Origin of the sequence: Leptotrichia sp. HMT-225, assembly GCF_030644325.1 — a bacterium.
In the GTDB taxonomy this organism is placed as follows: domain Bacteria; phylum Fusobacteriota; class Fusobacteriia; order Fusobacteriales; family Leptotrichiaceae; genus Leptotrichia; species Leptotrichia massiliensis.
Map to the genome: position 1 here is coordinate 2,124,562 of NZ_CP130323.1, position 24,960 is coordinate 2,149,521.

The 24,960-nt window shown below is 29.1% G+C and carries 20 protein-coding genes; 7 read left to right on the top strand and 13 right to left on the bottom strand.

Annotated features, from left to right (window positions below; translation table 11 throughout):
- Window positions 1–226: 226 nt before the first annotated feature.
- Both QU666_RS10195 and QU666_RS10200 read right to left on the bottom strand, forming a co-directional pair.
- The gene (locus QU666_RS10195) at window positions 227–1,750 is read right to left on the bottom strand and encodes a coproporphyrinogen III oxidase (RefSeq protein ID WP_021769079.1); all 1,524 of its coding nucleotides are present in this window, start codon (window positions 1,748–1,750) and stop codon (window positions 227–229) included.
- Window positions 1,751–2,575 (bottom strand): undecaprenyl-diphosphate phosphatase, encoded by an 825-nt coding sequence (locus QU666_RS10200; protein WP_021769078.1) that lies wholly within the window; start codon window positions 2,573–2,575, stop codon window positions 1,751–1,753.
- Window positions 2,576–2,727: 152 nt separating this feature from the next.
- Here QU666_RS10200 and sfsA point away from each other — a divergent pair, with 152 nt between their 5' ends.
- Window positions 2,728–3,468 (top strand): DNA/RNA nuclease SfsA, encoded by a 741-nt coding sequence (sfsA, locus tag QU666_RS10205; RefSeq protein ID WP_021769077.1) that lies wholly within the window; start codon window positions 2,728–2,730, stop codon window positions 3,466–3,468.
- Between the two features lie 102 nt (window positions 3,469–3,570).
- Here the strand turns inward: sfsA and QU666_RS10210 are convergent, their stop codons facing one another.
- Complete coding sequence (locus QU666_RS10210; RefSeq protein ID WP_021769076.1) at window positions 3,571–4,431, bottom strand: lipopolysaccharide assembly protein LapB; 861 nt, start codon at window positions 4,429–4,431, stop codon at window positions 3,571–3,573.
- Between the two features lie 325 nt (window positions 4,432–4,756).
- Window positions 4,757–6,583, bottom strand: coding sequence for a DUF4153 domain-containing protein (locus QU666_RS10215; RefSeq protein ID WP_021769075.1), 1,827 nt, complete (start codon window positions 6,581–6,583; stop codon window positions 4,757–4,759).
- Between the two features lie 676 nt (window positions 6,584–7,259).
- Here QU666_RS10215 and QU666_RS10220 point away from each other — a divergent pair.
- The 6 genes from QU666_RS10220 to QU666_RS10245 all read left to right on the top strand — a co-directional run bounded on the left by QU666_RS10220 (window position 7,260) and on the right by QU666_RS10245 (window position 15,358).
- Window positions 7,260–7,841, top strand: coding sequence for a helix-hairpin-helix domain-containing protein (locus QU666_RS10220; protein ID WP_021769074.1), 582 nt, complete (start codon window positions 7,260–7,262; stop codon window positions 7,839–7,841).
- A gap of 578 nt (window positions 7,842–8,419) precedes the next feature.
- On the top strand, window positions 8,420–9,763 hold the full coding sequence (gene accC / locus QU666_RS10225; protein WP_021769073.1) for an acetyl-CoA carboxylase biotin carboxylase subunit: 1,344 nt from the start codon (window positions 8,420–8,422) through the stop codon (window positions 9,761–9,763).
- 32 nt (window positions 9,764–9,795) lie between these two features.
- Entirely contained in the window at window positions 9,796–10,566 is a 771-nt protein-coding gene (locus QU666_RS10230) for a LamB/YcsF family protein (protein WP_021769072.1), read from the top strand.
- Window positions 10,567–10,661: 95 nt separating this feature from the next.
- Window positions 10,662–11,537 carry an alpha/beta hydrolase fold domain-containing protein gene (locus QU666_RS10235; protein ID WP_021769071.1) on the top strand — a complete coding sequence of 292 codons (876 nt, stop codon included), beginning with the start codon at window positions 10,662–10,664 and terminating at the stop codon, window positions 11,535–11,537.
- A 32-nt stretch (window positions 11,538–11,569) separates the two neighbouring features.
- Window positions 11,570–12,271, top strand: a complete 702-nt coding sequence (locus QU666_RS10240) for an N-glycosylase/DNA lyase (protein WP_021769070.1) — start codon at window positions 11,570–11,572, stop codon at window positions 12,269–12,271.
- Between the two features lie 144 nt (window positions 12,272–12,415).
- Window positions 12,416–15,358, top strand: coding sequence for an autotransporter domain-containing protein (locus QU666_RS10245; RefSeq protein ID WP_304984826.1), 2,943 nt, complete (start codon window positions 12,416–12,418; stop codon window positions 15,356–15,358).
- Window positions 15,359–15,490: 132 nt separating this feature from the next.
- Here the strand turns inward: QU666_RS10245 and QU666_RS10250 are convergent, their stop codons facing one another.
- The 9 genes from QU666_RS10250 to QU666_RS10290 all read right to left on the bottom strand — a co-directional run bounded on the left by QU666_RS10250 (window position 15,491) and on the right by QU666_RS10290 (window position 24,960).
- Window positions 15,491–15,985, bottom strand: coding sequence for a DUF441 domain-containing protein (locus QU666_RS10250; protein ID WP_021769871.1), 495 nt, complete (start codon window positions 15,983–15,985; stop codon window positions 15,491–15,493).
- A gap of 150 nt (window positions 15,986–16,135) precedes the next feature.
- Window positions 16,136–21,145 carry a DUF4132 domain-containing protein gene (locus tag QU666_RS10255; protein WP_304984827.1) on the bottom strand — a complete coding sequence of 1,670 codons (5,010 nt, stop codon included), beginning with the start codon at window positions 21,143–21,145 and terminating at the stop codon, window positions 16,136–16,138.
- A 145-nt stretch (window positions 21,146–21,290) separates the two neighbouring features.
- Window positions 21,291–21,710, bottom strand: coding sequence for a hypothetical protein (locus tag QU666_RS10260; RefSeq protein ID WP_021769873.1), 420 nt, complete (start codon window positions 21,708–21,710; stop codon window positions 21,291–21,293).
- A 40-nt stretch (window positions 21,711–21,750) separates the two neighbouring features.
- Window positions 21,751–22,077 carry a DUF5713 family protein gene (locus QU666_RS10265; protein WP_036071590.1) on the bottom strand — a complete coding sequence of 109 codons (327 nt, stop codon included), beginning with the start codon at window positions 22,075–22,077 and terminating at the stop codon, window positions 21,751–21,753.
- A 4-nt stretch (window positions 22,078–22,081) separates the two neighbouring features.
- A complete protein-coding gene (locus tag QU666_RS10270) occupies window positions 22,082–22,297 on the bottom strand; it encodes a hypothetical protein (RefSeq protein ID WP_021769875.1) in 216 nt (71 codons plus the stop codon).
- Complete coding sequence (locus QU666_RS10275; RefSeq protein WP_255349277.1) at window positions 22,257–22,391, bottom strand: hypothetical protein; 135 nt, start codon at window positions 22,389–22,391, stop codon at window positions 22,257–22,259. The genes QU666_RS10270 and QU666_RS10275 overlap by 41 nt, the downstream gene beginning before the upstream one ends.
- Before the next feature lie 50 nt (window positions 22,392–22,441).
- Window positions 22,442–22,651 (bottom strand): hypothetical protein, encoded by a 210-nt coding sequence (locus QU666_RS10280; protein ID WP_021769876.1) that lies wholly within the window; start codon window positions 22,649–22,651, stop codon window positions 22,442–22,444.
- 248 nt (window positions 22,652–22,899) lie between these two features.
- Window positions 22,900–24,000 carry a metal ABC transporter permease gene (locus tag QU666_RS10285; protein WP_021769877.1) on the bottom strand — a complete coding sequence of 367 codons (1,101 nt, stop codon included), beginning with the start codon at window positions 23,998–24,000 and terminating at the stop codon, window positions 22,900–22,902.
- 3 nt (window positions 24,001–24,003) lie between these two features.
- Window positions 24,004–24,960 carry a metal ABC transporter permease gene (locus QU666_RS10290; protein WP_021769878.1) on the bottom strand — a complete coding sequence of 319 codons (957 nt, stop codon included), beginning with the start codon at window positions 24,958–24,960 and terminating at the stop codon, window positions 24,004–24,006.

The following is a 24,960-nucleotide window of genomic DNA, read 5'->3' on the forward strand; positions in this document are numbered from 1 at the left end:
TTTACTTTTCAAAAATAACCTGTAAACATTGACTTTTGTTAATTTTATATATATTAATTTAAAATTAAATCAATTTAAAACATATCATGAAATATTATCTAAAAATACCTATTATTTAAAGAATAATACATACTAATATATTTCAAAATATTCAATTATTTTTTATCTTATAATATTTCAAAATAAAAAAAGAGAAAACTGTTATCGTTCTCTCTTTAAAAAATATTTATTTTTCAAATAACTTCTGAATTTCAGATTTTTTCTGTTCCAGCCGATCTTCCAGCTCATTCATCCATACCAGCGGATCTTTGGGATTCACAAGCCTTTTTATATTATCCCGATTTTTTTCTTCATCAAACCAGATAAGTTTTGTAATCGCTCCAGCCCCAATTCCAATGATTGTCTTATTTTCCTCAATCATTTCTATATTGTAAATCGACTCGCTTCCATTTAGTGAATAGCCTAGATTTTCTCCCCATTGAAAGCTATTTTTCTGGCGATACATATAATATGGAAAAAGCCCTTTATTTTCAGTTACATTTTCAATTTTCTTGTAAATTTTTTCATAATCCAGTATTTCTTCATGAGCATAATTTTCTTTGTTAAGACGGCTGGCATTTTTTATTGCCAAATTGTGAATTGTCAGATTTTCCATATCGTATTTGGAAATTTCTTCCATTGTGTACAAAATATCTTCTGTAGTTTCACGTGGCAAGCCTAAAATCAAGTCCATATTTATTTCCAATCCAAAATTTTTAGCAAGTTTGTAAACATTATCAAATTGCTCCCTATCGTGATAACGATTTACAAGTTTTAAAGTTTTTTCATTAAAAGACTGCGGATTTATACTAATTTTATTTATTCCATAGCTTTTGATAATAGCTAATTTTTCTTCATCCAGCGTATCAATTCTTCCAGCTTCAAATGTAAATTCCTTTAAATAATCTAAATTATAGTTTTCTTTTACTGTTTTTAGCAATTTGTCAATTTCTTTCGCCGTTAAAATTGAAGGCGTTCCTCCACCAATATAAATCGTATTAATTTTTAAGCCTAATTCCTGTGTTAATTGACCAATTTCACGGATTTCGTGATAAATAGACCCTATGTATTCATCATATCGCTCTGCATATTTTCCACGTAGCAGATAGGCTGGGAATGAACAGTATGAACATTTTGTAGGGCAAAAAGCGATTCCGATATAAATTCCTATTGTTTCTTTGTCCAGATATGGCTCTTGACGTTTTACAATGTCTAGCAGAAGTTTTCTTTTTTCATTGCTTACAAGATATATTTTTTCCAATATTTCGTTAATTTCATTATAAGATAATCCCATCTTTAAAAAACGCCCTACAATCTTTGTAGGACGTACTCCTATTAAAATACCCCATTTATATTCATTTTTTTTATCAAAAAGTTTCATTAAGGAACTTTTTGCCATAACTTCTGCCTGATCAAAATATTCTTCATTGACTTTCTTATGTGAAAATGTTACTTCTTTTAAAATTTTTCCATTTTTATTATCAATTAATGCTGTATTTACAGTAATTGTTTCTGTATTATCCCTTTCTGAATCTTTTAGTTTTCCACAATCATTGTCAAAGTTTTCCACATCTTGATTTTTTCTAAAATTAACACTAATTTCCACATCATTTTCACTATTTTCAAAAAGAATATCATAGTGCTCAGGTAAAAGCACACGCATAAATTCCTCAAGTTTGTTCTGATTAATCTCAATATTCGCTCTTATCATCTATTTTATAGCTCCCATAAAGTATAGCACCAGCACAATTATCCCAAGAATAATTCGATAATATCCAAATACCTTGAAATCATGCTTTTTAATGTAATCCATAAAGACTTTTATCACAGCATACGCAAATACAAATGATAAAACGAATCCTAAAGCAATCAGAAACCATTCATACCCGCTTAAAGCCGTACCAAGTTTTACCAGTTTCAAGAGTGTCGCCCCAAGCATTGTTGGAATCGCAAGAAAAAATGAAAATTCCGTTGCTAAAACTCTATTTAATCCAAGCAAAACTCCACCAATAATTGTAGCAGCCGATCTCGAAGTTCCAGGAATCATCGCAAGACATTGAAACAGCCCTACTCCAATTGCAGTTTTTACTGACATCTGAGTAATTGAAGCAATTCCGCCTTCCTTTTTCTTCCTAGATTCAAGCCAAATAAGTATAACTCCATAGATAACCAGCATTATTGCCACAACTACCGAATTAAACAGCACTTTATCAATAATATCGTCAAACAAAAGTCCCAGCACAACTGCAGGAAGCACTGCAATTACTATTTTTATCCACATCTGAATAATATCAGCCCTCTGACTCTTGCTAAGCCCTTTTGCAAATGGAACAATTCTTTTCCAATAATATACAACTACCGATAAAATCGCCCCCAGCTGTATAATTATCTTAAATGCATTGGCAAACTCCTCATTTTGTGAAAGCTGCAAAAACTGATCCACAATAATCATATGCCCTGTGCTGCTGACAGGTATAAATTCTGTAAGCCCTTCCACAAGGCTTAAAATAAATACTTTAATAATATCTGCAAACATAATATTTTCCTTTCTTTTTATTAAACCTATTTTTTAAATTATCATTTATTATATCACATATTTTTTACTTTATTAATAGTCATAAAATTTTCTTGTTTATTTATTTTAAATGTGATATTCTAAAATCATAACTACTTAAAGAGGAAAGATAAATGAAAAAAAATAAAATTCTTTATACAATAAATTATGATAAAATTGTAAATTTTAAAGAAAGGGTTACCCGATTTACAGTTAGATTTGAATTTAAAAGCAACTGTAAAAATGAAGATTATTCTGGAGAAGATTTTGCTCATTTGCATGATACCGGCAGGCTGACGGAATTATTGATTGATGAAGCTGAATTGCTTATAAAAAAGGCTAATAATGAGAATCGAAAAACTAGATGGGACGTAATCGCAGTAAAAGTTCATGGAGAAATTATACTTATTAATACAGCCTTTCATCGCTATATTACAGAATCTATATTTAACAATGCACAAATTTCCCCATTTGGAAAGCCTTTGTATATAAAGCCCGAAATTAAGCATAATAACAGCAAGCTGGATTTTTATCTGGAAACTGAAAAGGATAAAATTTATGTCGAAGTAAAAGGCTGTACTTTGGTAAATGGAAAAACTGCCCAATTTCCTGGCTCTCCTTCTGTGCGTGCCTTAAAACATCTGAAGGAACTCATAGAACTTAAAAAAGAGGGATTTAGGACGGCTGTTTTTATTTTAATTTTTAGAAAATCAGAAATTTTTGCACCTGAACATATCATCGACAGGGACTTTTCAGAAACTTTTTATGAAGCGATAAAAAATGGAGTGGAAATTTATCCAATGCTTTTGGAGTACAGGAAAGATGGAAAAGTGTGTTTTGTGAAAAATATAGAAGTAGCAGAAAAACTATTTTAATATTAAAATAAAAAAAATCATAACATAGTTAAAAATATTTAAATCAACAAAAAATCGGAATTAATCAATATTTTGAATATATTCCGATTTATTTTTTTATACTTACATTTTATTCAACTTTTCTTTTGCCTCTTCTACAATATATAACTTATTCCCATTTTTGATAACTTCTTCATATAATTTTCTTGCTTCTTCTATCTCTCCTGCTTTTTCTTTATATTTTGCAAGTTGAAATTTTAAATCAATAACAAAACATTTTATTGTTTCTTTTTGTAATAACGTTTGTATATGATTTATCATTTTCTCGTTATCATTCTCATAATACAAATCTATTTTTAAATTTTCCAATGAATTTTTTATTTCAATATCAAAATCATCTTTTTTTATAAGGTTATTGTAAATATTTATTGCTTCTTCCTTTCTTCCAATTTTGTTTAACAAAGCAGCCTTTCTAATATTAATTGATAATTTGGAATTTTCATCTAATACTGATTTTTCCGACAAATCAATATTTTTTAAAAATTTATATGATTGTTCTATATCTCCCTTAAAATAATATCCAAGACTAAGATTAATATTTAAAAGTATCTTATATTTTTTATATTCATGTTTTATACATTCTATAAATTTATCTGGATTCAGGTCTTCATATAAAAAATTCATATCATTTTTATATTTTTTATTCATACGATTCACATATTTACTCAAGACTTTCTCGTATAATTTTACAAGTTTATTCATCCATAAATCAGCTTTTTGCTTAACTGGCTTAAAAAAATTGTACATTGGAATTGATAAAATTAACAATAAAAATAAAATATCAATATATCTAGTTTCGACTTTTATTAAATTAAGTAAAATAAGTAGCACAAAAGCAATAATTCCAACTACGGGAATTAGAATACAAAGATAAACTAAACAATATACAATCAAATAAATTATACCTATTATACGCTCTTTCATTTCTCTCCTTCTACAAAAATTAATTATTTTATGTCATAATAACATTTTTTTTAATTAAATTCAAGAGTTGCCGCTGTTTTACCGTTATTTTAATACTAAACCCCATTTAAACAAGGAATTTATTAGATGTGTTCGATAACCTAAGTTTTTTTATTTTCACAAGGGGTCAAGACCCCTTGCTTTAGAATATTTGTTTTATTAAATTCTAAATATATATAGTTATCGAACAGGTCTATTATAAACTTATTTAGCAAAGGAGTAAAACCTAATATTTCTAAATAATTAAAATATAATATTCGCTTTTTAAATGGGGTATAATATAAAACTATTTCTTCTCAGAAAACATAAAATCAAATTCTTCATAATATAAATCTTTTGGTTTTCCATTTATTATTTCCTCATTAATACTTCTTAAAGAAATTTTATAATTAATTTTTCCTATTGTTCCAATATATTCCAAATCCTTTTGTGGAACTTCATATACTGTATCACTTGTAACTGGTAATTTTGAAGTTCTTAATTTGGATGCTATTTGTTTTACTACATCTTCGTAGTTTATTTTAGCAAGTTCTGCTTCATCTTTACTGTTTATTGTGATTGTTTTATTTTTTAAAATAATTTTATATTTTTCAGATTCATTTTCCTGATTTGTCGAATCCTCATTATAAACATTCTTGTAAGATATAAAGTTATCATAACCTGCTATATCAGATATAATTTCAGCATTTTCACTATTTTTTACTTTATATGTGACAACTTTCCGTTCTTCATAATTTCCTTCATCATCACTTCTGTAATAATAATCTTTCCATGACTCTTTCACATCCAGCCCTTTTTCCAAATCTCCAAGAGTCGAATAAACTTCACCTTTTTCATTTTTGAAATTTAATTTTGCAATAGTGCTGTTATCAGATATATATTGAAGCGTTGTATAAATTTGACTTCCTTCACTATTATTCAATTTTTGTGTAATTTTAGAAATTTTTTCATCTTTTAAAGCTCCGTATTTTACAAGCATTCTTTTTAATCTTTGACTTTGACTAAAATTACTTACATTTTTGGCACTAAGCGGAGTATAAACCGAAATGACTAAACAGGCAATTAAACTTATAAAAATTCCTGTGATATTCATTTTTCTAATATATAAAATCATGCAGAAAAGTAGCCAGAATATTGAAATTAGTACATAATACCGATTCTCTGTAATTCCATATTGATACGTTCTTTGAAAAACTGCAAATAGTGAAGCAAAAATTAAGGGTATCGAAAAATATGGAAAATACTTCTTAAAGTTCTCAAAAAATTTATCTTTCTGTGTAAATGGCGTTATTAAAATCATAACAGCGACACTAAATGCTGTGTACCAAAGTACAAGGTGAGAAATTAATCCTTTTGGCAAATGCATGGATATAAGAACCTTCATCATATAAATATATAAAACACCTGTATAAATAATAATTAATGGAATAATTACAAATTTAATCAATAAATTAAAAATAAATGGAAATTCATAATTTTCAAGATTATCATCTGGTTTTTTCAATAAAGATAAAAACAATGATGCTCCAAATACTTCAGTTATAAACCAAAAAGAATAAGTAGTCAATCTAAAAAATAAACTATCTCCAGAATTAAAAAACAAATAATTTACTGTTGTCAGTATTATTTCAATACCAATCCAGAGAACTGCCACAAAAATACCTGTTATAACAAAATTTGAAAATACTGACTGTAAATATTTTTCTTTATTCTCCTTTTTTTTCAAAATAGGAATTAATAAAAACAGAACTATTGAAATCGGAATCAATGTAAAATAATAAATATTGTAATAATCACTAGTTCGTAAATACTCTACAAAAACAATAATTGATACAGCAAATGTTATAACCGAATAAATACCTCTAACTAACCATCTATTTTGCTTATAAAAATATTTTTCATAAAGCATCTCACACATTGCTGTAATAAAAATACTTCCAAACAAAAGAAGATTAACTTCAACAAATTCATCAGACTGAAAACTCCTAACTTCAGCTATGTATATTCCTGTAATAAAGTGCAGAAAAGCTAAAATAATCGTTATTGGAAATCTCTCAACCCCACTTTTAAAATGCAAAAGAAGTTTCTTTACATTTTCTTTAATCTTTTTCATAAAAATCACCTCTTATCATATTTCAATTTCTTCTTTAAAATTCAATAAATCATTTATTTCATAATAATGATACCATATTTTTATTAAAAAAAAATGAGAAAATTATTTTATTTTCTTGTTTTCTACTTCAAAAAACTCAGCAAAGTTATTTTCTAAATTTTTTTGATTAATAGTTATTTTTATATTTTAAGTATAAAGGGGATCAATCGCCATCCCCTTTATAATCCTGGCTCGTCTAAGCATTTTTTTGAAATAAAATTGAAACTCGCTTTTTAATAAAAGTTATTACTAACTCTTAAATTGATTATAACTTAAATGTTTTGAAAAAGCTCAAACAGTCAATTTCATTACAAAAAAATCACGACAATTTTTAGTATAATTACAAAAGATAATTTTATTAAAATAAATTCCAAGCAAAATTTTGTTAGAATTATAAATAAAAAAATAATAATTAATTAAAATATTATAAAAAATAAGTGATTAAGAAAATAACTTAATTAAATAATTAAAAATTTTGTTTAATGATTACAGAATTATAAAATTCAAATTTTAATTTTTTTATCTACCAAATAACAAATCAATATGATATAATTTGTCATAAAATATAAGTTATTTTATTTAAGTGGCAGATTTGGGGGAAATTTCAAGTATAATGTAATCAAAAGGGGGATTATTTATGAAAATAAAATATGTCATTATTTTTGTAATGCTGTTAATTGCGGGAAATTTTTTAAGACTTTTAATTGAGGACAAAAATATTCCAGAAATTGAGATTAGTAAGGAAAAAAATTATAAAAAGGAAAAGGCTAAAAAAGATGCTGATTTGACAAAAAGTAATGTAAAATTTGATATTAATAATGTTGAATACAAGGATTTGCTAAAATTGGGAATTAATAAAAATAAGGCTGAAAAATTTGTAAAATATAGAGATGAAGTTGGTATTATTAAAGATATTAATGAAGTAAAAAATATTTCAGGATTTGGAAAGTCTGGCTTTGAAATCGCACAAAAATTTTTGTTTGTGGATAATGAAAAAATTCAGGATTCAACCAAAAATTATGGACGTGAAATTACAAAATGCAGCATTAACAAGTTAAATGAAAAAGAATTAAAAAAAATAGGATTTACAAATAAGGAAATAAAAAAATTACTTCCTGAAATTGAAAAAAATAACATAAGATCGAATGTCGATTTAGAAAAGATTATCGGAAAAGAGCGTTATGCAGAAATTGAAGATAAAATAAAATTTATTGAATAAAATATAATGTATTAAATTAAAAAAATCTGCTGCTTAAATAATCTAATTTATACTAATTTTATTTTTATTATTTTATTAAATTGCCAAATTTATCCTTAATTATTCAGATTAATAATTTTTTTTAATCTTGATTTTTATTTATCAATTTCTTATTTTTAGATTATTTTGATACCATTAACTAAATATAGTTTCAATTTTACTCAAAAAAGCTCAAACTGTTATTTTTTCTTTAATGAAATTTTACTTATCATTTGAATTAATTAAACTAAAATTGTCGTGATTTTTTTGGAATAAAAACGATTGTTTGAGCGAAGTTTTACGTAGCGAGTTTCGTTTTTATTTCAGAAAAATTCTTAGACAAGCCAGGTTTGCAAAGGGGGATGGCGACTGTTCCCCTTTGCTTTATAAAAAAGATAAAACATAAAAAAGCAGAAAAAATATTTATTACCAAAAATAACTTTTATCAATTTTAATTAAAAATCATTAATCTTAATAATGTCATATAAAATTATAATATTGAACAAAATCAACTATAATAAAATCATTTTAAAATAAAAAAAGAGAAAGGGGATATATTTATGATAAAAAAAATATTAATTGCAAATCGTGGGGAAATTGCGGTTAGAATTATTAGAGCCTGTAGAAACATGGGGATTTTGAGTGTTGCAATTTACTCAAAGGAAGATAAGGATAGTCTTCATATAAAATTGGCTGATCAAAGTATTTGCATTGGAGAAGGACCTGCAAGAAATAGTTATTTGAATAAGGAAAGTATTATTACAGCTGCCTTGAATGTGGGAGCAGATGCGATTCATCCTGGATACGGCTTTTTGTCGGAAAATTCAGAGTTTGTAAAAATGTGCGAGGAAAATGGAATAAACTTTATTGGTCCAACGGCTAAAGTTATCGATAGAATGGGGAATAAATCTCAGGCTAGAAAAACAATGATGGATGCTGGAGTACCAGTTGTACCAGGAACAAAAGAACCTGTTTATGATGTAGAATCTGGAATGAAAGCTGCTGAAAATATCGGCTACCCTGTTATGGTAAAGGCTTCTTCTGGTGGTGGCGGAAAAGGAATGCGTGTTGTAAAAGATAGAAACGGTTTTGAATTTTTATTTAATGTAGCTCAACGGGAATCCATAAATGCGTTTGGTGACGATACTATGTACATTGAAAAATTTATAGAAGATCCAAGACATATAGAAATTCAAGTAATTGCTGATAATTTTGGAAATGTAGTGGCTCTTGGCGAAAGAGACTGTTCTGTTCAGAGAAATCATCAAAAATTAGTAGAAGAATCGCCATCTCCTGCAATTTCCCCAGAAACTCGGGAAGCACTAAATAAATATGCTATTCTGGCAGCAAAAGCAGTAAATTATACAAATGCTGGAACTATAGAATTTATAATGGGAGCAGATGGCTCATATTACTTCATGGAAATGAATACCAGAATTCAAGTAGAACATGGAGTTACTGAAATGGTGACAGGAACAGATTTAATCATTGAACAAATTAGAGTGGCAATGAATGAAAAATTAAGTTTTTCACAGGAAGCTATACAATTACGAGGACATGCAATAGAATGCCGTATAAATGCAGAAATTCCTGAAAAAAACTTTATGCCAAGTCCAGGAAAAATAACAAACATACATTTACCAGATGGTAATGGAATAAGAGTTGACACTGCTATTTACACAGGCTATACAATACCAACTGAATATGATTCAATGATTGCTAAAATTATAGTTCACGCTCCAACTCGTGAAATGGCACTTCAAAAAATGCGTTCAGCACTAAACGAAACTGTTATTTTAGGTGTAGAAACTAACTTAGATTTTCAATATCAAATCATGAGAAACGAGGTTTTCTGTCAAGGAAAAGCAACTACAAGTTTTATTGAAAATGTATTGCTTTATTAAAAATTTAAATAAAAAATGAAAAGAGGTAAAATATGGCTTTTAAAGTGGATTTGAACTGTGATTTGGGAGAAAGTTTCGGTAATTATAAAATTGGAGGAGATGATAAAATTATTCCTCTTATTTCCAGTGCTAATGTAGCTTGCGGATTTCATGCAGGAGATCCTGTTGTTATGAAAAAAACGATAGAAACTGCTAAAAAAAATAACATTGGAATAGGAGCTCACCCTGGATTTCTCGACTTAATGGGATTTGGACGGCGTGAAATGAAGATTTCAATAGACGAAGCGAAAGCTTATGTGCTGTATCAATTAGGAGCTTTAGGAGCTTTTTGTAAAAGTGAAGGTGTAAAACTGCAACACGTAAAGCCTCACGGAGCTTTGTATAATATGGCTGCAAAAGACTATAATCTATCAAAGGCTATTTGTGAGGCTATTGCTGATTTTGACAGTTCTCTCATAATTCTTGGACTTTCAGGAAGCGAAACTTTAAGAGCTGCAAAAGACCTAGGTTTAAAATATGCCAGCGAAGTTTTTGCAGACAGGGCTTACGAGGAAGATGGAAGCCTTGTGGCACGTTCAAAGGAAGGGGCAATGATTCACGATGAAAACGAAGCAATAGAACGTGTAATAAAAATGATAAAGGAACAAAAAGTAACTTCAATAACAGGAAAAGAAATACCGATAAAGGCTGATTCCATTTGTGTTCACGGCGATGGTGAAAAAGCTTTGCTTTTTGTAAAAAAAATACGTGAAAAATTAGAATGTGAAGGAATCATAGTTCAAAAATTATCAGAAATCATATAATAAATTTAAAATTTGTTAATTGATTGATTAAATTAAGCAAATTTAAAAAATAAGAAAGGAGTTTGATTATTTTTCTTAAAAAATAAAATGAAAAAATGAGTTTATTATCAGATATTGCAGTGCCAATCGCAAAATTGGTGAATATGAAAAAATATAAGGAAAAAGATTTTTTAAACCCAAGAAGGGATACAGATTTTTTGAATAAAAAAAATTTTGACAAAACGCTTATTCTTGATGAACAGTTTATTGATGAATACCAAGTTTTGACAGTTTTTTCAGAAGAAAGTTATAACAAGCATGTTGTTTTTCTACATGGCGGGGCTTACGTAATGCGTGCAGTCAGGGCTCACAAAAATATTATTGAAAAGCTGGTTAAGAAATTCCATTTAAAAGTTACATTCATTGACTACCCGCTTGCTCCAGAAAATACTGTTGACAAAGCACATAAAGTAGTAATGGATGCTTATAGGAATATAACCAGCAAATACAAAAATGATGAATTTTATCTGTTTGGCGATTCTTCTGGCGGAGGCTTGGCACTTGCATTTTTACAACTATTGAAAAATGAAAAAAACTTGCCTTTTCCAAAGAAAACTGCGTTAATGTCACCTTGGATCGATGTTTCAATGACAAATGGGGAAATAGAGGAATTTGCAGAAAAAGATCCCCTCTTGCCACTAAATGGACTGATTATAACAGGAAAGCAGTTTGCAGGAGAACTGGATGTGAAAAATCCTATGATTTCGCCAATTTATGGAAATATGGACAATCTTGGAGAAATTTTTCTAATTTTTGGAACAAATGAAATTTTGTATCCTGATTGCCTAAAATTAAGCGATATGCTTGAAGTTGCGATTGGAACAAGTGTGGAAATAAAAATTGGGGAAAATTTGTGCCACGACTGGATTTTGGCACCTCTCAAGGAATCAGAAGAAACTATTGATGAAATTGGAAATTTTTTTCTGAAATAAAATAAAAAATAATAAAACGAGGAATTTTAATTATGCCTGAAAAAAAACAAAAAAAGAATATAGAAAACAATGAAATTAGTAAAAAAATTGATAAGGAAAAGCACGAAGAAATTCTTAAAATTTATAAAGAAATAAAAGAAGGGATTGAAAAAGCTATAAAAGGCTATAAAAAGGCTTGGAAAGGTACAGAAAAAGAAGTGTTTGCAGAAATGGCATTTTGTATTCTGACACCTCAGTCAAAAGCAAAAAATGCTTGGCAAGCCATTACAACTTTGGTGGAAAATGGACTGCTTTACAATGGGAATCCTGAAGAAATAGTAGAATTTCTAAATATTGTCAGATTTAAGAATAATAAATCACGTTATTTAGCAGAATTGCGAGAACTGATGACAAAAGATGGAAAATTACAGCCAAAAAAAATATTATCAGAAATTGGTGATACTTTTGAAAAAAGAAAATGGATTTTGAAAAATATTAAAGGAATGGGATTAAAAGAAGCAAACCATGTGCTCAGAAATCTTGGGTTTGGAGAAAATATTGCCATTTTGGATAGACATATTCTAAGAAATCTCAAAGCACTTAATGTAATTAGCGAAATTCCTAAAACAATAACTGAAAAAAAATACTATGAAATTGAAGAAAAAATGAAAGAATATTCAAAATTCTCTAAAATAAAAATGGACGAGCTAGACTTGGTTTTATGGTACAAAGAAGCTGGAGAAATTTTTAAATAAAATTTTTAATTCATAGTGAAATTCTTTAAAAAATGTGGTAAAATACTATTGGAAAATATCATTTTTATTAATGTGATATTAACGTTAACAAAGAAAAATAAATAAAATAATTTGAAAATATATATTGAAGGGAGATAGATAGTTATGACTGCTAATTTAGAAAAATTTAATGAAGATATAAAAAAGTATTCTAAAAAACATAACTTCAGAAAAAAATCAATTCTTATTGCGTTAACTGCATTATTAGTAAGTTGTGGTGGCGGTGGAGGAGGTGGCGGTGGTGGTTCCACATCATCAAGCACTCCAACGTCTGATACTGGTTCTCTACCTACAGCACCAGTAAAAACTAAGCCAACTGTAACTAAATCAGCTAGTTCAATTGCATGGAACGACTCCACTTTTTCATACAACAAAGATAACCCACATAACAATTCGAATTCGACATTTACAGGTTCCAATGTTAAAATCGGAATTATTGATGTAGGATTCCAAAATTCATCATTTGATGCAGATTTATCAGCAAAATTTGGAAGTCGTTTGTCAAAACTTACAGTTCCTGGATTCACAGCTGAATCTACTGCGAATGATGATCATGGTATAGTTGTAGCTGATCTTGCAGCAGGTTCTTCTGCTGGAATTGCAAAAAATGCAACTGTTTATGCCATTGATTCTAGTAAACAAGGTGAGAAAGGAGTATATCCTAAAATAACACTGGAAATGTATCAAGCCTTAAAAAATCAAGGGGTTACTATTTATAACCAATCATTTGGAATTGACGGAGTAGTAACAGATTTTAACAATACTTCAACTTCTAGCCATTATTATGGGCATCAAATAGGAAGCAATATACTTGAATTCTATAGAGATGAAGTAAATAACGGTTCGTTATTTGTATGGGCTGCAGGAAATGATTCATCTGATACACAATCTACACTTGAAGGAGGATTGCCTTATTTTGAAAGTGGACTTGAAAAAGGATGGATAAATGTAGTAGCATTAACTTCAAAAGAAGAAGCAAAATTAGGAGATACAAGCTGGGATAATTTGACACCACTTTCACCTGCAGGAGTTGCAAAAAATTGGACTGTAACTGCAGTTGGAGATCAAGTATTCTCAATAAAAGGAAAAAATTATGTTGGTGGTGGTTCTTCGTTTGCCGCACCACTTGTAACAGGAACAGCAGCATTGATTAAAGAAAAATATCCTTGGATGGATGCTAGTCTAATTCGTCAAACAATTTTATCAACTGCAACTGACATAGGAGCAACTGGAGTTGACGATATTTATGGATGGGGACTTTTAAATGTTGATAAAGCTCTTAAAGGACCTGCATTATTTAGTAAGCAGCTTGCACTTGGGGATAATGTAACTATTAATATCCCAAATGGAAGTTATACTTTTTCAAATGATATTTCAGGAGATGCAGGTGTAATCAAAGACGGTACTGGAGATTTAATTTTATCTGGAAACTCTACATTCACAGGTCCAACAACAGTAAATGCCGGAAGATTACAAGTAAATGGTGTTTATGCTTCATCAATTAATGTAAAAAAACAAGCTATTCTTTCTACAAATAATGCTGTAATAAAAAATGATATTACAAATAATGGTATTATAGAAAATTCTGGTTCAACACAAGTTTCTGGAAATTATGAGGCTTTGGAAAATTCAAGAGTTGTAACAGATTTAAATTCTAACTTACATGTACAAGGAAAAGTTAGTTTAAATAATTCAAGACTTGAAATTAAACCAGAAGAACATGGAGAGAGAAAATATGTGACGGCTAATGGGACTACACAAAATGTAATTACATCAGACCACAAAATCGAAGGAAATTTTGAAAATGTAAACACTGATGAAATGTTAAATGCTAAAATTAATCAAAATGAAAATACTGTTTCTGCAAATGTAAGCAGAAAAAATGTATTAGACTATGTAGAAAAAATAGCAGAATCTGACGAAATGCAAAAAAATACTGCACAAAACTTGGAAACTGCCTTCCAAAAATTAGATCAAAATATAGAAAATGGTACTGCTGGAGATGTCGCTCAGTTTGAAAGAAAAGCTGCTACTCTACAAGCTCTTACTTCTTCTAACAGAGCTGCTGTTTTAGATAGCTTATCTGGACAAATTTATGCTTCTGCACAAGCTCTTACTTTCCAACATTCACAAACTGTAAATAAGGACTTGTCAAATAGATTAGTTATGCTTGGTACTCTTGACAATGTTGGAGATAATTTTGGACTATGGATTTCTGGATTGGGAGCTAATGGTACATTAAAACAAGATGGGTATGGTAAAGGAGATACTAAAGTAGTTGGTGGGCAAGTTGGAGTCGACAAGCAATTTGGTGAAAACTTGATTTTAGGTACTGCATTGTCTTATTCAAAAGCTAACGTTAAATTTAACAGATATGGTGGTAAATCTGATGCCAATAACTTCGGAGTTTCACTATATGGAAGATTAGGAAACAAAAATATTCCATTCTACTTGCAAGGACGTTTTGGAATTGGATTTGTTGACAGTGATGTTGAAAGAGATATTATTTTAAGCACTAATGACTACACAAGAGCTAAAATTAACCATAATGATAAAGTTTATTCTGGATATTTAGAAACAGGATATGATATTAAGAATGATAATGGAGACTTTGTTGTAACACCATTTGTGGGATTAACTCACGATACAGTTGTAAGAGGCTCGTTCTCAGAAGAAAAGAGTCAATTTGGATTGACTGCTGACAAAAAAAATTACAACCAGACAGCTGCATTACTTGGAGTTAGAGTTGGAAAAGCTGTAAACTGGAATGGTGGAAGCAAGACTACATTCCAAGGTTATGTAACACATCAGAGAGCCTTCAATGATGAAGATTTAAGTTTTAATGCAAGATATACTGGATTACCAGGAGCGACATTCAAGGTAAAAGGAATTGGACTTGCTAAAAATAGAACTTGGGTAGGAGTTGGAGCATTGACTGAAGTAAATTCTAAATTTGGATGGTATGTAAACTATGATGGTTCAATTGATAGTGGAAAAGGTAAAGGAAATAACAATGTATTTACAACAGGGCTTAGATTTAACTTCTAGTATAGGTTTGTTATAAAAATAATTATTTAAAAAATAAAAAAATAAGAAGAGTTGTGGCTTTTAATTTCAGTTACAACTTTTCTTATTATAAATTAAATCATTATTGGACATAACAACAATACTTCTTTAAAATCATTTTTTAAAAAACAATTCAACAACTCTCAAAATACAAAAAGTAATTCCACTAGCAATAACAGGCCCTGCCGCAATCCCTTTAAAAAATACAACTCCCATTATTGTTCCAATTACTAGAGCGACTGTAATTTCAGGCTGCCCCGAGAGTAATCCTATTCCTTTTGAAGAAAGAATAGAAACGGTAATTCCACTTATAATCGCAATCCATCCAATCGGAGATTTAAAAGCATTTAATAAATGAGAAAAACCAATTTCTCCTGTAGCAATAGGAATTAAAATAGCAACTGTAATTACTAAAACACCCCAATTTATACCTTCTTTTCTAAATTGAGTCATAAAATTTTGAATATCAATTCCTTTTAATTTATAACTTTCTGTAATATTAAATAAAACTTTTAAAATTAACACGAAAATTGTTGCATAAACTATGGATTTATTCTGTGTAATTGCACCAACTAATAAAATTAGCCCTAAAAAAATAAAACTTTCCAAAAAAATTTTTCCTTTCTATTTTTGTCATTTTATACTAAATTCCATTTAAACAATAAACATTATATTTTAGTTAGTTAGTAATAAAAGACCAAGAATTATTTGCTAAATAAAAATTTTTAATAAATTCATTATTTAAATGGAAAAATAGTATTACTTAATTTGTTCTAAAATAAACGGATCTTTTATTTTAGTGTCTTCTGCAAATAAAATGATTTTACTCATAATTTCAGCTGTTTTGGGATCTTCATCAACAAATGGTAGAAATATCCTTCCTCTATGCTGAGAATGTATTGGAAGTACATTTATTTCAGCTCCTGCTCTCTGATGAACTACTCCACTTCCCAAATGAACTGTGTATTCTGCACGTTTACCTTTTATTATAGCATGTTTTTCAGTAAATGTAATATTTTTAAGTTTAAATAATTTAAGATTAAACTCAACAATAGCTTTTCTCATTTCAACAGTCGAATGACTAGCTTCAGGATCAACACCGCCAACATGAGCTACACTTACAGCCAGATCCACATCTCTCATTACTTCTGTAAAGATTAAATCAGGAATATCATCTATAAGCATCGGTTTAAAGGTCTTTCTGTCGTAAAAACAAACCCATTCAAGTGTTGGAGCTTCAATATCAGATGGAGAAAACCAGTCTGCCATTGCATAAATTTTTGCTATAATATTATTTTTATAATAAATTTTTTGCAGCGCTTCTTCATAATCAGCAACCCATCTTCTATTTTTTAGTACAGCAACAGTTTTATTTGGCTGAATTTGATGTCCAGCATATCTTAATGAATTTTCCTTGCCTTTTTCATCCTGAGTTTTTATATAAATTTCTCTAAATATCTGTTTAAACGGCTGTTTTATCTGTTTTGTGAATAGGTCTTGCTGGTACTCGCTCCATTTTCCACTGTTATACAAATCAAGAGCATGAGCAATTTTTAACACTTGACTTTCTTCAAGTTCGAGAATTTCTCCATTTACAGTTACAAGAGTACCATCACTGTAGTAACCAAGATTGTTTTCAGATTTGAAAACGAGAGTGTCCAGCAATGGTGAAATTACAGGATTTTCCATTAGATTTTTTATTTCATAATTGTAGAATTCTGTACCGTCTTCCATTGCCTCTTCTAGCATTTTTTTAGAACGTCTATATTGTTCCTTCAAATTTTTATTAACTTCCTTAATTTCTTCAATATATTTATTTTTCTTTAGTTTTACTGGCATTGTTTTCAAAGTTTTTCCATTTTTTTCAAAAACTGTTTTAGTTTGTCCAAATTCATCAATTTTTATAAACACCGATATTTCGTCAATTATTTTTGGCTCAAAATATTTTTGCATTTCATTAATTAAAGCTGTTTCCATACTCCAAATTAAACGAATTACATCTGAATATCCAGCATTTCTTGATAAATTTTCAAGCGATATTTCAAAAGCCTTTGCCTCGCTTGCCCGACGCTGAGCTCCAAACTGCTTACTTTCTTTTAGAAATTTCTGCAAAAATTTGTACCTATGAAGTAAATCTTTGTCACGAGCCTTTTTTAATGGAATTAATGAATAGCTAGCAACCAAGTCTTTATTTCTCTTGTCTTGAATCTTTGTTTCAGTTTCCTTTAATTTTAACTTTCCTTGTACAGCGTCTGCAAACATTCTTGCCCGTGAATGCTTTGCTCCATCTGATACATATTTTGCCGCCTCATAAAGCATCTCAAATCGTTTTTTCCCCAATTCTTTATAAGCAGACTTGAACCAGTCAATATCAAAAGCTCCTACAGCCAAGTCTTCCACAGAAATTGGAGTATATTTGGCAAATAGACTTTCCATATTTTTAGACACATCACTTATATGAGCATGGAAATAGTAACAGGCACTTTCCATTCCTTTCCAGCCTAAATATCCCTGAATAAGTGATATCCAATGTGGTGCATACATTGCAACTTCTATAAGCCGCTGCTGACTGATTTTGCTTCCTTTTATTTTTTTTGCAAAAAGTTCACTGGTGTCGTTTTTATTAGGCTGGCTATTTTTCAGAAGATGGCTCAAATTTGATTTTTTGGAATCATCACTGTAATAGTAGGAATAATAACCACCTCTTTCCAGCTTTTCATTCCCCAGTGCCATCAAAATCTTGATAAGATTGTCAATACCTTTTACAAGAGGTATCTGATGAATCGTATTTGAGTATTCCACGGGATTTTCCCCTCTTTTAAACTCCAAATCCAAAATATAGTCTATTATTTTTTGCCCTTCTGTTCTAAAAAATTCCATAACTTTCTGTTCATCTTGATTTTTTTTAGAATCTTCATTATTATAAATAAAATTGCACAAAGTTCTTATATTATCCTTTACGTTTCCGCGATTAAGTACTTCAATATAAAACTCGTCTTTTGTAATAATTCCTTTTGTTACAGCAAAAGCAAATTCATAAAGTGAAATGAGCTCGCCATTTAATTCTCCATTTTTCTTTTGTATATAATTGTACATTTTTTTATAAATTTCATATTTTAGGATAAACTGCTCACCAAATTCCTTCTCATTTGGATAATATCCCATATTATTTTTAGCCTCTCGAAAAATTAGATTATTGTCAAAAATGCTTGAATACATTTCTTTGGCATCATCTCTTCCCCAATGATTTTTCCCCTGCTTTGTCAAAATCTTGCTTTCATCCAAGTGATTGTAAACATAAGAAAATACAGTTTTTCCAAATTTATAACAATATTTTTTATTTTTTTCTTCATTTTTGTATTCATTTATAAGCAAATATATAATTTGAGATATTTTTCCAACTGAATAATAATATCCTTTATTTACCTCAAAATGTTTTAAATCATTATTTTTTCTTTGTTCAAATATTATTTTTTCAATTAGGTTATTTGCACCAAATCCAAGCATTTCATTCGTATAGTTTAAATATTCCTTTGCTGAAAATCTTTCCTTTGTGAATAAATAGACTTGGTACAGTGTTTCAAAATCCTTAATTTCTGTTTTGTAAAATTCCTGCCATACTTCCTCCAGTGGATAATCCTCCAATTTCTGATTTCCATAATCGTATTTTCTATCCGAAGAAAAAATAGGAGAAAATGTATTAGAAAGCAAAACTTCTTCGCCATAAGCAGTTTTGTACTGATAATTTTCGTATTTCACATACAAATCGTTTAATTTTTTTACAATTTCCAAAAGTTCATCAATAGACTTTGTAAATATTTGTTTTATATCTAATTTTTTCTCTAAAAATTCTTTATTTTCAAAACTTGGTTCATAATTAATGTTATATTTAAGTTCCTCATTAACAGCTTTTTTCTCTTCCCTATTAATTTCACTAATTAAAACAATTTCACTTGAAGTAGGTTCTTTAACAAGTTTTACGTACTTCTTCAATGTTTTCATATCGTCTTTTTTCTCATTTTTAGCCTTCAAAATCAAGTCAAATGCAGCCAGCCGTTTATTTACATCCTTTGTCTTTATAAGATTTTCAACACTTTCATAAAATGCCGTTTTTTTCTGCAAATAAAGTAAATTAATCAGATTTTTACGAACTTCTGGAGTTTTTAACTTTAGCATTTCTTCCATTTCTTTACAATATTTTTGGACTAAATTATGTTTTTTAGCTATTTCAAAGGCTTTATTAGTTACTGCACCGTCTTTTAAACTACCAATCACAAATTTTTCATGATTTTCATTCTCAAATTTTTGAGCAACAAGCTGTAGAATATCCTCTTTTGTATAATAATTAAGAAATTTCGCATAATCTAAAATTTTATCAATATACTCACCTTTCAAAAAGAGTGATATTATTGCCATTTTATCAACAATTGCTACTTTATAAAGTGTAACCGAATACCACGGGAAAATACAAGGAGAAAAATCCTTTCTGACTTTTGTCATTTGTTTAACTAAATTTTCAAGTATTCCAAAAAATTCTTTTGCTTCATCTTCATTTTCAAAAAAATCGGTCAGCTTAACTTTTCCATTATTTATTCTCTGAAAAATCTGATAAGTGTTTACATTTCCCACAAGATTACTTGAATAGCATGCATAAATTTCCAAATCATCAGGATTTTTTTGAATAACTTTTTTTGAAATTTTTTGAGATAAGTCTGGATTTTGAATGATATCAAGGTAGTAGGAAGCAAGCAAAACAGTGTGGCGTTTTCCAGTATTTATAAGTTTTTCAATCGCTTTTACAGCCACCGAAACATCTTCTCTTCCCTTTTGCCAAAGCCCTAACAAAACTTCCACATTATCATCACTTTTCAAAAGGTCATCAGCATACTTTGGATTTTCCAAAAGTTTATTTATAATCTCAATTTCCTTTTTGCTAACTCTGTCTGCATACATTTCGCCAATTCCAGTCCATGTTGCCAAAGCTCTTTTTACCGATGAAAAACGTAATAAATCATTATCATAAACAATTTTAAACATATAATTAAAGTTTTCCACAGTTCCACCATCCATCGTTTCACAAATAGCCTGTCGTAGCCCTTCCTGAAGCTTTGCAGCCAATAGTAATTTCCCAACTAATTCTACAAGCTCGCGATTATTTGACGAAAAAATTGCCCTAAAAGTTGTATAATCTAATACAAATGTATTGTTATCACTCAAAATCATTTCTTTCAAAAACTCAATAACTTCTTTATTGCCTCTATTAATTTCAGCTAAAAGATAAGATTCTGCGTCAATATTCCCATACTGTTTCGTATCATACTCTTTTTTCAAAATTTTCATAATATCCAATTCCAAAATATGGAATTTCACAAAACGTGTCAAAATATCCCACATATCCTGCAAATGATCTCTATAATTCGAACTTAGTATCATTTTTCTATAATATCCTTTTGTATAAGGAGTTAGTACAGTTTGTTCACAAATTTCAATAAAAAATTCTCTAAAATTCTTTCCAATCATAGCATCCAAAGCAGGATAAATTTCTTTTGGAAAAATATCTTGAAGAGTAACATTTTCAATATTTTTAATTTTCTTTTTTATTTCTGCAATTGCAAAAATTTCATATTCATATTCTCCAGTTTTGACAGTTCCTTTCAACGCATTTTCAATAAATTTTCTACTTTCTGGGTTTAATTTTTCCTTTTCCTTTGACAATTTCGTTCTGTAACTGTTTTTCAACTTGTCAGGAATGTTGTAATCTATTACCATAATAAATTCTCCTTATAAATTATTTTTTTAATTTATTAATTATATATTTACCTTAAAGTATGTTTTTTAATTTTTACGTTTTGTGTTACTTTATTTAGTAACGGCTTTTATAGTATTTTTTATTTTAGTAATTTTCAAATATTACTTACCACATTCTCCCCGCCAACATCGTAAGCCTAACAAATGTCAACTCATCATTCTCTTTCAAATTTATCTCACAATCAATCTCTCCCATTTCTTCATCATTTACAAAGACCCTGTAAATTCCATCTTCATAACTTTGTAATGCATTTTCAATCGCCTTTTCTAAATCTTGCTTTTGCTCATTATAATCCACCCCAAAGGAAATTTTCCCAGCATCAGACAAATCATTAATTTTCTTATCAGTCAAATATGGAACAATATCATTTTCAGTAAATCCATTATTAAATTCATTTACATTTATCGTAACAAATTCTGTCAAAAGCTCCTTTACAGTCGTTATTTTCTCGCTAATTTCATATTTCTTCTTATCAATTTTATTTTTTCTTTTCCCAATTTGCTTTACATTTACAAATATTTTCATCTTTTTTATCCACTTTCATTAATTTTTTCATTTAACTTTTTTACCATTCTCTTTCCCGAATCGCCTCTTCAATGTCAATATCTATCCCAAACCACTTCAGCACATATTCCACAGTTACACCAATGCTATCTCTCGCAACAGTTTCAATCTCGCTTTCATTTTCATAAAACTCATCTTCCAAATCATTAATCCCAATTGTCATTTCATCCAACTTTTTCTGAACAATTTCAACATCATTCTCCCCAGTTTCCAAAAATTCAATAACATTTCTAATCAATTTTTCCACTTTTTCTACAAGAAATTTTGGATAATAATCATCTTCAAACATTTCTTCCAGTAAAACATAATTTTCATCAAATTTTTTAATATTTTTATTCATATTCTGCACCACCTAAAACAATTTTTTTATATTTTATCATACATTCCTGTTTTTTTACATTGTGAAGGCTTTTAAAATATATCCAAATTTTTAACAAAATAAAAAAGACTGGATCTGAAAATTTACTTTCCAAGCCAGTCTTTCCTAACAATCTTAAAATATTTTTTTTAATAATAATATCTATCATAACTACATTTTCCATCATCATCGCAATCTCTTGTATAACCTGCTGTAGTTATGCAACTAGTAACAAACAGTATTGTTACAATTGAAATAATTAAAAATTTAACAAACCTTTTCATAAAAGCTCCTCCTGTCCTAAATCATTATTTGTTTTGAATACAGTACCCAATTAATAAGGACTACTGCTGCATTCATATCTTTCTCCATCATCAGTACAATAAGGACGTGTATATCCACAATTTCCATGTCCATCACATATAAATCCTGCCGCATCCATCCGTTCTCGTGCTTCTCTCCATTCATTTACATCAAATAATTCACAACTGCTCAAACTCATTACAAATGAAATCAAAATCAATACTCTGAATAAATTTCTCATAGCAACTCCTCCTAAATTTTATAAAATTTTTACATTTCTTTCTTTTATTTTAGTATATCCTATGTTTTTAATATTTCTGTTTTAACCACCTTATTATTTTTTTTTTTAGATTAGAAATTCATTATATCCTTCAAATCCAATAATTTAACACTATTATAGTCAAATATTTGAATAACTACAACTTTTTATTCTTAAAAAATAAAAACAAAAAAATCAGCCTCCATACAAAGACTGAAAATTAATTATTATTATTTATTATTTAACTGCAAATACTTCTCTCCCTTTTCAGAAAGTTTGTAAACTGTGCCATCAACATAAATATATTTTTCCTTTTTAGCTTTTCCAATAACTTTATTCAAAAATCCCTTATTCCAACGTAAATGATTATAAATGGTGTCAATTCCGCATTCATCTTTTTCCTGTTTTGTATTTATGTGGTTTGATAAATGGATTAGCAATATTCTAACAGAAAATGCCATTTTTTGAGATTTTTTTCGACTTATTGTGAAAATTAATCCTTTCTTTGGAGAAAATATCAATGTTAAAAGGAAAATTATACCAATTGCAACTGCAATACTTCCTGCGATTGAAATGTCGAAAAGCCTTGCAAAGTGAAATCCAGCCACACTTGCTACAGCTCCCAGAACGATGCTTAATCCAATCATTACTTTTAACTTATCTGTCAATAAATATGCTGTAATTGGAGGCCCAATCATAAAGGCAACCACCAGTATTGAACCAACTGCCTCAAACGATGCCACTGCCGTCATTGATACAAGCGACATTAGCATATAGTGAATTAATACCGGCTTCATTCCAAGCGTTATTGCAAGAGCCTTGTCAAATACTGATATTTTTAACTCCTTGAAAAAAACAGTAACAAAAGATACATTTATTAAAAATATTACAAAAGTTGTAACTAGCCCTTTTGCAATACTGAAGCCAAATATCTGTACCCGATTAAACGGTGCAAATGCTAGTTCTCCCAACAATACTGAATCAACGTCCAAATGTACATTTCCAGCATACATTGAAATTAAAATTACAGCAATACTGAATAACAGCGGGAAAACCACTCCAATTGCAGAATCTTCCTTGACAAGCCTTGTCGAATTAAGAAGTTCCACAAGGTAAACGGTTAAAACACCAACTATTCCCGCACCTATGATTAGCAAAGGGGAGTTCAAATCATGAACTGCAAAAAATGCTATTACAATTCCAAGCAAAATAGTATGTGTTATCGCATCTGAAACCATCGCCATACTTTTTAAAACCAGAAATGTTCCCAAAATTGAGCAGGCACTTGCCACCATTATTGCAATTAACTGTATTTCAAATGAAAAATCCATAATTTATTTCCCCCTTTCCAAATTATTTATTTTAAAATTATTTAATCCAGCTTTTTTATTTTCAAGTTTTTCCCTAAATTCTTTTTTTCTTTTCTGATTTCTTATAATTTTAAATACAATCCCTCTTTTATTTGAAAAAAGAATACTAATAATCACGATTATGCTTATAATTATAACGATAACAGGCCCGGTAGGCAAATTGCTTTCACTTATACTAATCAAAGTTCCAAACAAACCTGATATTCCTCCAAAAAATGCTGCCAAAATTACCATGATTGAAAGTTTGTCTGTCCATTGCCGTGCAGCAACTGCTGGAGAAATAAGCATTGCACTTATTAAAATTACTCCTGCCGCCTGAATACCGATTATTACAGTAGTTACAATCAATACGGAAATCAATATTTCAATTTTTTTACTTGGAAATCCTAATGTCTTGGCAAAATCAGAGTCAAATGAAACAATTTTAAATTCCTTCCAGAAAAGAATAATTATAATTAGAAGAAAAATCCCAGTAATCAGGATAATATTTACATCTCTTTTAATAAATGTTGACGCCTGTCCAAAAATAAATTTATTTAATCCCGATTTATTCGCACCCGGCAATTTATTCAAGTAAGAAAGTAAAACTAATCCCAATCCAAAAAATACTGATAAAATCAATGCTAAAGCACTATCAAATTTTATTTTTGTATAATTTTGAATTAACTGAATCAAACCGATACATACAATTCCTGTTATTAAGGCACCAAGCAACAAAACTTCTGTATTTTTTACATTTGTAAATAAAAAAGCCAAGCAAACTCCAGGAAGTGAAGCATGAGAAACCGCATCTCCCAATAAACTTTGCTTCCGTAAAACAGCAAAACATCCAAGTATTCCAGAAACCATTCCAAGTAATGAACAGCCAAGTGCAACTGTCCTAAAAGTATGATCTGAAACAAGAAGATTTAATATATGCAT